The organism is Streptomyces sp. ML-6, assembly GCF_030116705.1.
Taxonomy (GTDB): domain Bacteria; phylum Actinomycetota; class Actinomycetes; order Streptomycetales; family Streptomycetaceae; genus Streptomyces.
The window spans coordinates 5482186-5496765 of sequence record NZ_JAOTIK010000001.1 but is presented as its reverse complement, the minus strand read 5'-3'; the positions used below and the strand labels follow the sequence as shown (position 1 = coordinate 5496765).

9 protein-coding genes are annotated in these 14580 nt (G+C 74.0%); all 9 read right to left on the bottom strand.

Annotated features, from left to right (window positions below; translation table 11 throughout):
- The 9 genes from fxsT (OCT49_RS24475) to fxsA all read right to left on the bottom strand — a co-directional run bounded on the left by fxsT (OCT49_RS24475) (position 1) and on the right by fxsA (position 14407).
- Positions 1-3468, bottom strand: coding sequence for an FxSxx-COOH system tetratricopeptide repeat protein (gene fxsT, locus OCT49_RS24475; protein ID WP_283853976.1), 3468 nt, complete (start codon positions 3466-3468; stop codon positions 1-3).
- Complete coding sequence (locus OCT49_RS24470; protein ID WP_283853975.1) at positions 3465-4805, bottom strand: CHAT domain-containing protein; 1341 nt, start codon at positions 4803-4805, stop codon at positions 3465-3467. Before OCT49_RS24470 ends, fxsT (OCT49_RS24475) begins: the two co-directional genes overlap by 4 nt.
- Complete coding sequence (locus tag OCT49_RS24465; protein WP_283853974.1) at positions 4795-6651, bottom strand: hypothetical protein; 1857 nt, start codon at positions 6649-6651, stop codon at positions 4795-4797. The genes OCT49_RS24470 and OCT49_RS24465 overlap by 11 nt, the downstream gene beginning before the upstream one ends.
- Before the next feature lie 7 nt (positions 6652-6658).
- Positions 6659-7618 (bottom strand): AAA family ATPase, encoded by a 960-nt coding sequence (locus tag OCT49_RS24460; protein WP_283853973.1) that lies wholly within the window; start codon positions 7616-7618, stop codon positions 6659-6661.
- A complete protein-coding gene (locus tag OCT49_RS24455; protein ID WP_283853972.1) occupies positions 7615-8028 on the bottom strand; it encodes a CU044_2847 family protein in 414 nt (137 codons plus the stop codon). Before OCT49_RS24455 ends, OCT49_RS24460 begins: the two co-directional genes overlap by 4 nt.
- A gap of 85 nt (positions 8029-8113) precedes the next feature.
- A complete protein-coding gene (gene fxsT, locus OCT49_RS24450; RefSeq protein ID WP_283853971.1) occupies positions 8114-11107 on the bottom strand; it encodes an FxSxx-COOH system tetratricopeptide repeat protein in 2994 nt (997 codons plus the stop codon).
- Positions 11108-11188: 81 nt separating this feature from the next.
- Entirely contained in the window at positions 11189-12634 is a 1446-nt protein-coding gene (locus OCT49_RS24445; RefSeq protein ID WP_283853970.1) for an aKG-HExxH-type peptide beta-hydroxylase, read from the bottom strand.
- Positions 12631-13983, bottom strand: coding sequence for a radical SAM protein (locus OCT49_RS24440; RefSeq protein ID WP_502963411.1), 1353 nt, complete (start codon positions 13981-13983; stop codon positions 12631-12633). Before OCT49_RS24440 ends, OCT49_RS24445 begins: the two co-directional genes overlap by 4 nt.
- Positions 13984-14197: 214 nt before the next feature.
- Positions 14198-14407 (bottom strand): FxSxx-COOH cyclophane-containing RiPP peptide, encoded by a 210-nt coding sequence (gene fxsA, locus OCT49_RS24435; protein WP_283853969.1) that lies wholly within the window; start codon positions 14405-14407, stop codon positions 14198-14200.
- Positions 14408-14580 lie beyond the last annotated feature (173 nt).

The following is a 14580-nucleotide window of genomic DNA, read 5'->3' as shown; positions in this document are numbered from 1 at the left end:
TCAGACGATCATGGGCTCGAAGTCCCAGAACTCCAGGTGCCCGGCACGCGCCGGTTCCTCCTCCGCCCGCCGGTAGGCCGTGGCGAGCGGGTGGTCCGTCCCCAACAGGGCCGTCGCCCGCGGGCCGTTCGCCCGGACCAGCTCGTGCGCCTCGTCGGTCCGCCCGTTCCGGGCCCGGACGACCACCGCGTTGAACGCGCAGCCGAGCGCCCAGGGATGCCCGGGGCCCACCGCGCGGGACATCAGGGAGCGGGCCCGCTCGATCTCGTAACCGGCGGTGTCCCGCTCCTCCAGCGTCCAGCGCATCAGCCCGAGGTTCCCCTCCGTCCCGATGGTGTACGGGTGTTCGGGACCCAGCATCGACCGGTAGCCCGCCACCACCTGCTCGTGCAGCGTCAGCGCCCGGTCCGGGTCCCCCGCCCGCCGCTCCGCGCAGGCCGCGCTCGCCGTGATCAGCAGGGTGAGCGGGTGGTGCTCGCCGAGGAGCCGCAGGCAGTCCCGCCGGACCCGGGCGAGGCCGGACCGGGCGGCGCCCGCATCACCCGCGGAGTACCGGCACAGGGCGAGGTTGTGCCGGGCGCGCAGGGTCTGCGGGTTGTTGGCGCCGATCGCCTCCAGGTGCCCGCGGACCGTCTGTTCCAGGACCTCCTCGGCCTCGCGGTGGTGTCCCAGCAGCCGCAGGTCGATGGCGCAGTTGAGTTCCGAGTACAAGGTTGCGGGGGCCTGCCCGCCCAGCACGGAACGCCGCAGGTCCAGGGTGTGCCAGTCCTGTTCCAGCGCCTCGCCGTAGCGGCCCAGCAACCGCAGCGACACCGCGAGGTTGTTGTCCGCGTTCAGGGTGCGGTGGTCCTGTTGGCCGAGGACGTCGAGGTAGCGGTCCCGGATCGAGGTGGAGAGCCGCAGCGCCTCGTCGTACCGGCCCAGGCCCCGCAGATCGGCGGCGAGACCGCCGGCGGCGCGCAGGTGCGCCAGGTCGTGCCCGCCGCGTTCGGCCTCCAGGTAGTCGGCCGCCTCGCGCTCCACGCATGCGCTTGTCGTGTAGTCGCCCAGGGCGCGGAGCAGATTGGCGTAGTGGTGGCCGAGGTCCCAGATCCTGGGGTGGGTCGCGCCGAGCAGGGTCCGCCAGGAGGTCATGGCCGGTCCGGCGAGCCGGACGCCGCTGCCGTACTCGCCGGAGAGGTACATGTGGCGCAGGCAGTCCAGGACGAGGTCCTGCACCGCGGGTTGGGTGCTCTCCAGCACCTCCGCCCATTTCAGGTGCGGGGTGAGCGTGGCGTACACGGGCCACGCCCGGACGTCGGAGGGCCGGCCCCTGGCGACGGCGGCCAGCGCACCGCGGGCCGCCGCGGCACAGGTCGCGTGGTCGGCCACCGTCAGTTCGTCCCGCACCATGCGGTGGATCATGCGGTGGATGTGGAGGGCCCCGGACGGGTCCGCCGTTCCCCCGAGCGGGAGGGTCGTGGCCTCCAGCCTGACGACCGAGTAGCGCAGCAACTGCTGGAGCGCACGGTCGAACACGTCGGGGTCCGCGAGCGCCTCCAGGCCGCCGACGGTGCCCCAGGCGACCCGGTGCAGCAGGTTCAGCGGGATGGCATGGGGGGCGAAGAAGCCGCACAGCCGCAGCAGGCCGACGGACTCCGGGGCGGTCTCCTTGAGCTTGTTCAGCAGGATCGACCAGGCGGTCCGGAAGGTCTGCGGGAAGTCGGCGGAGACCTTGACGACGTCCTGGCCGTTACCGCCGTCGAGAAGTCCGATGTACTCCTCGACGGACATGTCGGAGTCGTTGAGCCAGCCGGCGGTCTGGTCGAGGAGCAGCGGGAGGTCTTCGAGGGCCTCGGCGAGCCGGTCGGATTCGTACGGGGTCAGGCGCGGTGCCCGACGTTGGATGAAGGCGACCGACTCCTCACGTCCGTAGACCGGGACCTCGACGAGGTTGCTGTTGTGCTCGCTCCAGCCCGGGTTGCGGGAGGTGATCAGCACGTGCCCGGGACCGGTGGGGACCAGGTCCCAGATGTGCTCGGGTTCGTCCGCGCCGTCCAGGACCAGGAGCCAGTGGGAGTGCGGTTCGCCGCGGCGCAGCGCGTCGCGCACCGCCCGCAGCCGCTCCCCGTACTCGGCCCCCGTGGGCAGGCCCAGTACGGATGCCAGCTCGGCCAGCTTCTGCCGGTAGAGGGACCGGCGGTCGGCCGGTACCCACCACACGACGTCGTACTCGGAGCCGAACCGGTGGACGTACTCCGCCGCCAGCTGCGTCTTGCCCACGCCCGGCATGCCGTGCAGGGTCACGACACCAGCGCCGGGGCGGGCCCCGTGCAGTGCCTCGTACGTCGTGGCGAGCAGCTCGTCGCGGCCGGTGAACCGGGTGTTGCGGCGCGGGACCCCGCCCCACACCTCGGGGGTGTCGGCCGGATACCGGGGCCCCGGCCGGGCCTCGGCCGCCTCGGGCAGCGGGTCGGTGGGCAGGCCCAGCCGGACCAGGAGCCGGCGCTCGGCCTCCTCGGCACCGACGTTGGTCAGGTCGGCCGCGCCGAGGGCCGAGGTGGCGCCGGGCAGGGCGGAGGTGGTGACGCGCACGGCGGCGAAGCGGTCGGGGACGGGGGCGACGACCTCGCGCAGCGCCCTGTTCCACTCCTCGTGGCCGCGCTCGCCGAGCCGGAAGTACCAGTCCCCGAGGACCGCGAGGACCAGTCCCGGAGAGAGCGTCAGATCGCGCAGCGACTCCTTCAGCGGCACCTCCACCGGCGGGTCCCAGCGCTGCTGGACGACCGTCACCCCGCGCCGCTCCAGCCGGTCCCCGATCCACACCGCCCAGGCACGGTTGAAACCGGCGAAACTGATCGTGACGTGGTCCACCGGGCCCGGTGTGGTGCGCGGGACCGGGAACGCTTCGAGGGGCGCGAGGTCTTCGGTGTCCGTCCCGGTGTCCGTGGACCGGTTCGCATCCGCCGTCCCGTCCGTCGCCCTGTCCGGCGCCTCGTCCGCCGCGTCCTCCTCCGGCCACCCGGCCGGTCCGTGCGGCGCGGGGACGGCCGACCGGTCGGGTACGTATCCGGCGACCGGAACCGGCAGCTGCGCACCGTCCTCCGCCGACGGGACGATCCGGCAGGGCAGGGCGGCCTTGCGGACCGGCATCCCCCACTGGTTGGTGAGGGTCAGCCACAGTTCGGCGGGCCCGGTGGCCGGGCCCGCCGTGACGACGAACCGGGCCGGGCCGTACGTACCCCCGTAGCGGTGCAGCACGAGGGCGGGGTCGTCGAGCACCTCGCAGACGAAGTGCCGTCCCCCGTCCAGTGCGACGGTGAAGGTCAGCTCCTCGTCCTGGTACGGCCAGGCTTCCGGGTCCTCCTCGCCCCGCGGCCCGAGCGGACCGCGCAGGTCGACGGTGACGAGGTAAGCGCAGCCGGCCTCGGCCTCGCGGGGCCGGCTGACGACGGGTTCGATGAGCAGGGCAGGATCGTCGCCGTTCACCGTGCGTCCCCTTCCCCGTGCGCCGTCCCGCCGGGGCGTGGGCCGCTCAGGCTGAGCGTGCTGAGCGGATGCCCGTAGTACTGGAACATGAGGCTGTACAGCAGGCGCAGGACGGGCCGCTGGCCGTCCACGTTCCGCCGTCCTTCGTGCCGGGCGCGCGGCAGGTTCGTCAAGGGGCCGAACTCGTCCAGGGCGCGGGCCCGGAACAGGCGCAGCGAGTCGGCGACCGGCCGCCAGGGTTCGGCCGCCAGGGTGTCGACGAGCTGCCGGATGAGTTCGCGCGCCTCGCTGTCGCCGACCTGTCCGGCCGCGACGACGCAGCCCCCGGCGCCCTTGCGGAGGAAGAGTTCGGTGAAACCCCGCAGGTCCGTCTCCCCCAGTCCGGTGTTGCGGACGAACCTGGCCGAGTGGCAGGCGTTGAGGCAGACCATCGAGTGGTCCTTGTCGAGCACCGTCATCGGGCGGTCGTCGTACTCGGCCCAGGTCACCTCGGCGAGGGTGAGCGCGTCGACCCGGTCGTCGTAGGTGCCGTGGGCCGCCATGTAGACGAGGCCGACGGGATCGGTCGGACACGCGTCGAGTTCGTCGAGGAAGTCGTCGATCGTCACGTGCGGGCGGTGTGCGTATCCCTGGAAGACCGTCATGTCGGCCCGCATGTCATGGATGCGGCGTACTCCGTCGCGGTGCGGGCGGGCCGGGGGCGCGGCGTGGAAGTAGTAGCCGAGCACATCGCCCGTAGCCGCCACGGACGCCTCGGGCAGCACCAGGTCGGCGCTGCGGATGGTGAGCCACCGGGTGACCGGGACCAGGGCGCCGAGGAGCCCTTCGTCCAGCCCGTTCGCCGGGTCGGCCGGCAGCCAGAACGCCTCCCAGGGGATCTCGTAGCCGGTGTCGTCGTGGACGGTGATCCGGAGCTCGTCGCCGTGCACCGCGCGGGCGTGGTTGATCCAGGCGGCGAGCCGTCGCTGATTGCGGGACCAGTGCCGGATGTCGCGGAGCAGTTGGGAGGGGGCGGGGCCGTCGCCCAGCGCGTTGCCCAGGCCGATGTCGGCGGGGCGCAGTTGGGTGGGTCCGGTGGTGTACGGGAGCCGGGGGATGCCTTCGCACCAGGCGCTGACCCCGAACGCCGGGACTCCGACGTGGCCTTCGTGGTGCGGGACGACCGTGATCCGGGCGGTGTGCGGCGGGGGCCGGCTGTCGGCGTCGGCCTCCGTGAGCCCGAGCCGTTCGCGCAGTCCGGTGCGCACCCCGGCGGGCACGGGGGTCCTGGCCAGGCGTCGGCCGGTGGCCACGGAGTTCTCCAACAGGCGGCGCAGGCCCGCGGATTCACCGCCCATGACCGGCCGCCTCGGGTTCCGGCCTGCCGGTGACCACCCTGCCGTCGAGGGCCTCGGCCAGCAGGTGCGGGAGTTCCGGGTACGGCTGTCGGCCCGGGTCGACGACCAGGATGTGCAGCCGGGTCCGGTCCATGCCGCTGATCCGGCCGGCCGCGGCGAGCGCGTCGTCGATGCCGGTGCGGCCCACGGCGCCGCGCCCGGCCCGGCCGAGGTGGCTCGCGGCGAGCGGGACGTTGCCGCGCCCGTCGGTCACCACGACCAGCAGGGCTTCCACCAGGCCGGCGCGGTGGTGCTGGAAGGCCCGGCGCAGGGTCTGTTCGGCCAGTTCCAGTCCGTGGGCGAGCGGGGTGGCCCGGCCGGGCGGCCGGTCGAGGGCGGCGGCGATGCGCGGGGAGCGGGTGGACGGCGCGGTGAAGGACTCGGCCCGTACCTCGTTCGGGGCCCCGCGTCCGCCGATCTCGACCACGTGCACCGGGGCGCGGGTGACGTAGGCCCATTGCAGGAACGGTTCGAGCGCCGGGTGCCAGTCCCAGTCCTCGCGGCAGGTGTGGTCCAGGACGAGGGTGAGCATCCGGACGGGTTCCGGGGCCCGGACGTATCCGCGCAGGTCGCGCGGCAGGATCACCAGGCGGTCGCCGCCCTCCCGCACCGCCCGGTACTTGGCCGCCTCCATGGCCGTGCGCACGGGTGCGAGGTCCCACAGGTCCCGGGCGGGGCGCACCCCGACGACGGGGCCGCGTGCGGCCCGGGGGCCGGTGGCGCGCCGGTCCGGGGTGCGCAGGGCGGTGTCCTCCGGCGGTGGTCCCGGGGCGTCCTCCGGGTACGGGTTGTCGGCGGCCGGCCAGGGTCCGGCCGCGCGGGCCGACCCGATGTGTTCGGCGGGCCCGGGTTCCAGGACGGGTGTGCCGGGTGCGGGGTGCCGGTCGGTGCCGGGGCGGGGTTCGGGGAGGATGCGGGGAGCGCTCCGGGCGGTGGCCGCGGTGCCGGGCTCGGGCGGGGGTTCGAGGGACGGGTGCCGGGCGCCGCGCAGCCGGAAGAGGCGGGCGGCCGCCTCGGCGTGCCCGGCCGTGAGCCGTCCGGCGCCGTCGAGCCGGGCCAGGGCGCGGGCGGTCCGGGCCAGGGCGAGGGGTCTGCGCTGCCCGGTGCCGTCCTGGTCGTCGAGGAGTTCCAGCACCCGGGACGCGAAGTCGGCGTCGGGGTGGAGGGGCGGCCTGGGGCCGGGGGCGCGGGAGTGGTGCAGGGTCGTGCTCCAGGCGGTGGGGAGGGGGCCGAGCGGGGTGTCGCCCGGCCGGGTGCACAGGTCCGGGAGGGTGAGGCGGAGCGGGAAGCGGTCCAGGAGGTGCGGGGGGACCCGTTCGACGTCCTCGGTGCGGCAGGCGGCCAGCCAGCGGGCCTCCGGCCGCCAGCGGCGGCTCAGTCCGGCGTGTTCGACGGTGGCGACGTCGGCGCCGAGGAGCTGCACGGCGGCCCGTTTCCCCGGCACGCTGAGCCTGGCGAGGTCGGGGACGACGACGAGGGAGGGGCCGGGCACCGGCTCGGTGAGCGGTCCGGGGTCCAGGGCGAAGTCGATGCCGTGCGGGCCGCGGCGCACCCGGGGCCGTAACCACAGGTCCTCGTCCGTGGTGGCCGCGGTGAGGGTGGTGCGGGGCACGGGCGGGCCGGCGGGTCCGGCGAGCAGCCGGTCGAACGCGGCGGCGACGGCCGCGAGGTGCGGGGCGGGGAGGTCGAACAGCAGCACCCCGGACAGTCCCGGTTCGACGGCGGCGCAGGCCAGTGCGGTGAGCAGCCGCCGGGGCGGTCCGTCGGGATCCGCGGCGGGCGAGGGCCGGGGCACGGGTGCGGGCATCGGCGGCTCAGTCGAAGAGGTCGGCGACGCGGTCGTCGTCGTCCGGCCCCCAGACGAGGGCGGCGCCGTGGGCGGAGTCCGGTCTGCGGTGGCGCAGGGCGAGCGGCAGCACCCGGCGGACGTGGTCCGGGCCGACCCGTGGGTCCCCGTCCCGGGCGGCCAGTGCGCGGGCGGTCCTCGCCACGAGGAGGTCGCCGCGCTGCCCGACCGCGCCGACCCGTTGCGCCGCTTCGGCGCAGAGCCCGCTCACGTCCTCGTCGATCCCGACGTCCCCGAGCCGGTCCCGCGCCGCCAGGAGCGCGGCGCGCAGGGCGTCGTTCTCCTCCTGTGCGGCGCGCAGCCAGGCGGAGTCCTCGTTCTCCAGCTCCTCCTCGAAGGCGAGCACGGTCGTGATCGTCCGCCGGCGTTCGTCGAGGTCCAGTTCGGTCGCCGACACCATCAGCCCGAACCGGTCGAGCAGTTGGGCGCGCAGGCTGCCCTCCTCGGGGTTCATGGTGCCGACCAGTCCGAACGACAGCTGTCTGGACACGTCGATGCCCTCCCGCTGGATGGACAGCACACCGGTGGAGACGACGTCCAGGATGATGTTGACGAGGTGGTCGTCCAGCAGGTTGACCTCGTCGATGTACAGCAGCCCTTTTCCGTCGGCCTCTTCGAGCAGTCCGGGCTGCGGCTTCGCCACGCCCCGCATCAGCGAGTCCAGCTCCCAGCCGCCGACGACCCGGTCGTCGGTCGCGTTGATCGGGAGGGTGACGGGCAGTTCGCCGCCGGACATGAGGGCGAAGGCGCGGACGACGGTGGACTTGGCGGTGCCCCGCTGCCCGGCGATCAGCACGCCGCCGATCCTCGGGGAGACGAAGTTGAGTTCCAGGGCCAGTTTGAGTTCGCCCTGTCCGACGATCCGGCTGTACGGGAGGATCGGCATCCGGCCGGGCGGGATGGCGGGCGGGGGTGGCGTCCCGCTCATGAGGGAGTGGCCACGGCGGTGGCCCGTCCCTCGTTGCCGGGCTGCCAGCGGAAGGTGACCTGGATCTGCGCTTCGGCGCCGGCCTTCACCACGGCCGCCATACCGGCCTCGAAGGTGATCCCGACCTGGAGTTCGATCTCGTCGGGGCGCATCCCCTCGCCCAGGTCGCCGAGTCTGCGCATCGCCTGGGCGGCGCAACGTCGCGCCAGGTCGAGCCCGTCGCCGTACAGATCACCGGCACTGCTCAGGGCGCGCCGGGCGGCGTCCGCGCCGCCCCGGGTCTCCTCCGGGCTGTAGAAGGACTCGTCGGCCCCGGCCGGTTCCGGGTCGGCCGCGAAGGTTTCGATGTCCACGACGACCGGGATCGGGCCGTCCTCCCCCGGTGCCGCAGATCCGACGACGACCGCCATTCGCTCCCCCGATCCATCTCAACACACGTGCTGAGCAAGGATACTGACGGTCATTCACTTGTTGAGCCGCTTTCCTCGAAACGGATCAGATCATCTGCGGCTCGAAGTCCCAGTACGGGCGGTTGCGGGAGCGGGCCGAGACGGTGTGGACGTGCTGGTCGCCCAGGGTCGCCCTCAGGTCCTCCAGCGCCTCCGTCTCGACCTTGTCCGCGCGCTGCCGTTCGCGCAGGCCGCGCAGGTCCGCGGCGTGCGCGATCCGGGCGGACAGGGTCAGCGGGTGGAGCCGGCCGAGCACCTCGGTGGCCCTCGTGCCGACGGCGTCCGTCAGCGCGGCCGCGGACTCCGGGTCGCCCACCAGGTTGCGCAGCGCGGAGGCGTTGATCGCGCAGCCCAGGGTCCAGGGGTGGTGCTCGCCCACGGCCCGGGTCATGTCGGCGAGCGCCTGTTCCAGGAGGGCGTGGGCCTGGTCGCGTTCGCCCACGTTGCGCAGGATCAGGGCGTGGTTGGCGCGGGTTCCCGCCACGTACGGGTGTTCCTCGCCGAGCATGTCCGCGTAGCCGTCGACCACCTTCTCGCTTATGGCCCTGGCCTGGTCGATGTCGGCGTGCTCCCGGGCGAAGAAGCTCTGGCTGGCCGCGAACATCATCGTCAGCGGGTCGTTCTCGCCGAGCACCCGCTCGGACCGTTCGAGGACCCGGGTGAACAGGGCCGCGGCCTTGGAGCGTTCCCCCGAACGGTACTGGCACAGCGCGAGGTTGTGCTCGGCGCGCAGGGTCTGCGGGTTGTCCTGGCCCATGACCAGGCGGTGCACCCGGACGCTCTGGTTCTGGAGCGACAGGGCCTCGCCGTACCGGCCGAGCAGCCGCAGGTCGGTGGCGTAGTGGATCTCGGAGTAGAGCGTCCAGCTGTGCCGGGGGCGCAGAACCTGCCGCCGGGCCTCCAGGGTCCGCCGGTTCAGATCCAGGGATTCCTCGTAGCGGCCGAGCAGTCGGAGCGACATGGCGAGGTTGTTCTGCGCGCTGAGCGTGCGCGAGTCCTGGTCGCCGAGCAGTTCGCGGTAGGAGGCCAGGATCCGGGTCGACATCTCCAGGGCCTCGTCGTACCGGCCCAGGCCCCGCAGGTCGGCGGCGAGGCCGCCGGCGGCGCGCAGGTGCTCCAGGTCCTGGGCGCCGCGTTCCTCGCGCAGGTGGTCCACGGCGGCGCGTTCGATGGCTTCCGTCCCGGCGTAGTCGCCGACGGCCCGCAGCAGGTTCGCGTAGTGGTGGCTGAGGTCCCAGACCCGGGGGTGGTTCTCGCCGAGGAGTTCCCGCCAGGCCTTCATCGCGCGTTCGCCCAGCTTGATGCCGGCCCGGTACTCGCCGGAGAGGTACATGTAGCGCAGGCAGTTGAGCACCAGGCCGTGCACGGCCGGGTCGGTGCTCATCAGTACGTCGGCCCACTTCAGGTGCGGGGTGATCTCGGCGTAGGAGGGCCACAGCCGGGTGTCGTGGGGGCGGCCGGGGTCCGCGGCGGCGAGGGCCCCGCGGACCACGTCGATGAACTCGTCGCGGTCCCGTTCCGGCATGTCCTTGCCGACGATCTGGTGGACCATGCGGTGCATGTAGAGCGATTCGCCGGACGAGGCCTCCTCGCCGGCCGTCTCGTGGGACTCCAGGCGGACCACGGAGTACTGGCGGAGCTGGCCGATCGCCCTGTTCCACAGCAGCGGGTCGTTCATCAGGCCGGAGAGCTGTTCCGGCAGGTTGCCGGGGGGCATCTCCCGCAGCAGCCGCACGGGGATGGAGCCGGGGGCGAAGAAGCTGCACAGCCGCAGCAGGTCGACGGATTCCGGGACGGTCTCCTTGAGCTTGTTCAGCAGTATCGACCAGGCGGTCTGGAAGGCGAGCGGGAAGTCGGCGGAGACCTTGACGACGTCCTGGTCGATGCCGCCTTCGAGGAGTTCGATGTACTCCTCGACGGACATGTCGGAGTCGTTGAGCCAGCCGGCGGTCTGGTCGAGGAGCAGCGGGAGGTCTTCGAGGGCCTCGGCGAGCTGGTGGGCCTCGTTCGGGGTCAGGCGTGGTGCGCGGCGGCGGATGAAGGCGACCGACTCGTCGCGGTCGTAGACCGGGACCTCGACGAGGTTGCTGTTGTGCTCGCTCCACTCCGGGTTGCGGGAGGTGATCAGCACGTGCCCGGGACCGGTGGGGACCAGGTCCCAGATGTGTTCGGGTTCGTCCGCGCCGTCCAGGACCAGGAGCCAGTGGGAGTGCGGTTCGCCGCGGCGCAGCGCGTCGCGCACCGCCCGCAGCCGCTCCCCGTACTCGACGCCGGTGGCCAGGCCCAGTTCGGGGGCGAGTTCGGCGAGCTTCTGGCGGTAGAGGGCGCGGCGGTCGGCGGGCACCCACCACACGACGTCGTACTCGGAGCCGAACCGGTAGACGTACTCCGCCGCCAGCTGCGTCTTGCCGACGCCGGACATGCCGTGCAGGGTCACGACCCCGGCGCCGGAACCCGCGTCCTGGAGGGCCTCGTACGTCGTGGCGAGCAGCTCGTCGCGGCCGGTGAACCGGGTGTTGCGGCGCGGCACCCCGCCCCACACCTCGGGGGTGTCGGCCGGGTACCGGGGCCCCGGCCGGGCCTCGGCCGCCTCGGGCAGCGGGTCGGTGGGCAGGCCCAGCCGGACCAGGAGCCGGCGCTCGGCCTCCTCGGCGCCGACGTTGGTCAGGTCGGCCGCGCCGAGGGCCGAGGTGGCGCCGGGCAGGGCGGAGGTGGTGACGCAGACGGCGGCGAAGCGGTCCGGGTCGGGGGCGACGACCTCGCGCAGCGCCCTGTTCCACTCCTCGTGGCCGCGCGGGCCGAGTTGGAAGTACCAGTCGCTGAGGATCACCAGGACCTGGCCGCGGGAGAGCGTCAGGTCGCGCAGCGACTCCTCCAGCGGCATCTCCACCGGCGGGTCCCAGCGCTGCTGGACGACCGTCACCCCGCGCCGCTCCAGCCGGTCCCCGATCCACGCCGCCCAGGCACGGTTGAAACCGGCGAAACTGATGGTGACGGTTTGCCCCCCGGTTGCTCCAACTTGCTTACGCGTTCCGGGCATTCAGCCGTCTCCCTGCCTCGATCCGAGCCTTGTCAACATACACCGGAGCACGGTCGCTCCGGTGGACGATCCCGGGGTCCCTCACGGCCTTCGCGGGCCGTTCCTCTGCTGCCATATCACCTTGGCGGTGGCCACGTACGCCTCCGCGCGCGCGAGGTGCCCCGCAGGGGGCGGACAATCGTCCAGACGGTGGTAGAGCGTGATCATCTCGTTGACCAGTACCCGGCCCTCCCGGGTGAGTGCCGCCGAGCCGGCCAGTACGGGCAGTACGGCTCCGACCTGTTCGCGGCAGCGGGCGTGCTCGGCCCAGGCCAGGTCCCGGTGGGTGACGCGCCGGGCGCCGAGCGCGAACCGCTGCCAGTAGTCGGCGAGCGCGAGGTGCGAGTAGGCGCCTTGCAGGAGGCCGTCGAAGGGCCGGGGGTCGGATCGCCAGGGGGCGAAGTGGCGCGGCTCGGCGTCCTCGTGGTGCAGCGGTACGAGGGCGCAGAGCGCGGCCAGTTTGGTGTGCTGGAGTTCGTGGACGAGGGTGGAGGCGAAGTAGGCGGGGGTGGCGGGTCTGCTGCTGAGGACGGCGCCGAACGCCTCCCGTCTGGTGCCGCTGCAGTGTGCCGCGCTCTCGCCGACGGGTCCGGAGCCGGGCGGCGGGCCGAGCGGGACCAGGCAGCGCAGCAGGAGCGCCGCTTCGGTGAGGCGGTGTGCGCCGCCGATGCCGAGCAGGGGCGCCACTCCGGCCCAGGACTCGGCCCAGGACTTGCGTGCGCGGTCGTCGATGTGGGTGGCGGCGCTCAGCCCGTGCCGCTGGAGTCCGCGGCCGTCGGTGCGGTAGGGGTCGACGTCGTCCAGGGGCACGGGGCCGATGCCGTGCGGCAGGGCGGGCAGGGCGAGCACCGGCAGCCAGCGCGGGTCGGCCGAGCCGGTCGCGCCGTCCGGCTGCGGGTGGGCGACGAGGGGCGGTACGGCCGCGCCCTCCTCACGCAGCGTCAGTTCACCGGCCCGGAAGGCGACGTCGACGGACACGGGGGCGGTGGACGTCGTGCGCAGGGCGCCCAGGGTGGGCAGCGACAGGAGTCCGTCGTGTGCGGTGAGGCGGGTCGTGAACGGGATTCCGGCGCGGATCGCGGCAGCGGCCGCCAGGGCGCTCAAGTGGTCCAGATCGGCGCGCAGTTCGGGGACATTGCCGGTACGGGAATGTGTACCGGTGCCGGTGCGGGAAGCGGGGGCGGGGGCGGAGAGGCCGCGCAGGCAGCGTTGGGCCCAGGGGCCGGTGAGCGGGTGCAGCAGGACGGCGCGCACCGCGGCCCGGTCGGCGCGTTCGGCCGTCTCCAGCAGGTCCCAGTCCGCGCGGAGGCGGTCGAGCGCCCGGGGCGGGCAGACGGCGGCGGAGGCCGCCCCGGCCGCGTCGAGCAGGGCCCGCAGCAGGACGAGCCGGCGGGTGTCCTGGTCGCGCACGAGGACGCCGAGGGTGTGGGAGTCGCCCTCGGTGCGGCCGAGTTGGCGCAGCATGTGGTCCGTGAGTGGGGGGATCATCGGCGTTCTCCTGCGGTTGCGTCGGACAGCCGGGCGGCGACGTGGCGCACCAGCCGTTCGAGGTCGGCGCAGTAGACGGACGGGTTGGCGAAGCCGTTCTCTGCGCGGTAGCGGTGGGCGTAGTGGCCGCCCCCGCAGACGGTCAGCAGCGGGCAGGCGCGGCAGGCGGCGGCGAGCGCGTCGGCGCCTGCCCGGCGGGCGGCGACGCCGGGGTGGCGCAGGGCGTCGTCGAAGGTGTGGTGGAAGACGTCGAGCCCGGTGGCCGCGGCCGTGTCGTAGGCGGACTTGAGGGAGTCGACCTGTTCGATCGTCCCGTCCGTCTCGACCACGATCGCGTCGACGGGGTCGAGGCCGAGGGACTCGGTGGCGCCGGGCAGGCCCAGCAGCAGGGCGACGCACTCCTCGAAGAGCCGGACCCGGGTCTCCCGTCGGCCGGTGCGCCACCAGCGGTCGAAGACGGTGACGAGCCAGTCGCCGTACGGGGTCGGGCGGGCGGGACCGGGGCGTGACGCGTCCCCGGGCGGGAGGCCGGGGCCGGGGCGCGGCGGGTCCGCGGGGGTACGGCCGGGGCCCGGGTGGGGCGGGTCCGCGGGGGTACGGCCGGGGCCCGGGTGCGGCAGGTCCGCGGGGGTACGGCCGGGGCCCGGGTGCGGCAGGTCCGCGGGCGGGAGGCCGGGCGGTGGGTTGGTCCAGTTGCCGTGCGGCAGCAGCAGGTCGATCGCCGGGGGGCGCAGGTCGAGCAGCGACTCGTATGTCTCGATCGGGTCGCTGCGGGCATCGACGACGGTGAGGATGCCCGCGTAGGCGTCGGGGTGCCGGTCGGCGAGGAGCCGGGCGCCGCGTGAGGCGGCGGGCCAGGAGGGGCGTCCCGCGTGGTCGGTGCGCCGGGCGTTGTGGGCGGCCAGGCCGCCGTCGAGGCTGATGCCGATGCGTATGCCGTGCCGGGCGAGCGTGGCGGTGCGGGCTTCGGTGAGGAGGGTGGCGTTGGTCTGGAGGGTGGGGTGGACGGTACAGCCGTCGGGTGCCAGGTCGCGTACCCGGTCGGCGAAGGCGGCCAGCCGGTCGGCGCCCGCGAGGAGGGGTTCGCCGCCGTGCAGGACGAGGGCAACGTCGCGCAGTCCGTGGGCCGCCGCGTGTTCGGCGATGCGGTGGGCGGTACGGTCGAGGACGGCGGGCGCGGCGGCGGCCGGGCGGTCGCGCCAGGTGCGGTCGGGGCCCTCGTAGAGGTAGCAGTAACGGCAGGCGAGGTTGCAGCGGCCGTGCATCTTGACGATGAACTGGCCGAAGGAAGGCCGGATCCGGCCGTTCCCGGCGCACGGGGGCGGTTTCGGCGTCGCCTGTCGAGACACTCCCGCACCCCCGCGCCGCTCACCTTCGCCGGTACGGCCCCCGTTGCCGTCCCGAGGCGAGTATCCCTGGCCTGCCGGGCGGGCAAACCCGTCCCGCGTCACGATGTCCTGTTCAACCGGCCCCCGGACCGAAATCGTGTGGCCCCGGCACCTTTCTTCCGGTGCCGGGGCCCGAAGGCCGGCGAAGGGGCGCCGGGGCCGGAAGCGGCGGGGGTCAGAACGCGTTGGTGAACCCCCACAGCATCTCCCGCGGCTGCTCGGCCCGCCCGCGCAGATCCGCGACCACCTCGGCGAGCACCGGATGGTCCAGTGTCCGCAGCGACTCCAGGTCGAGCCCCAGCAGGTCCGGCAGCGCGTCCGGCCCTTCGCCCGGCCCGCTGTCCGGCCCGCCGTCCGGGATGTTCCTGTGTACCGTCCCGCTCATCACGCCTCCCCGTGAGCACCGCTCGTGCCCGCCCCGGCGCGCTCGCCCTCGAACGCACCGCACCGGACCCACGTCCTTGACCTGCGATCTGCAACCTGCGAACTCGCGAGCCGTGACCCGTGGTCCGTGCACCGGCACGCACCCCGTCCCCGTAGCGGTCGCCACTGTACGGA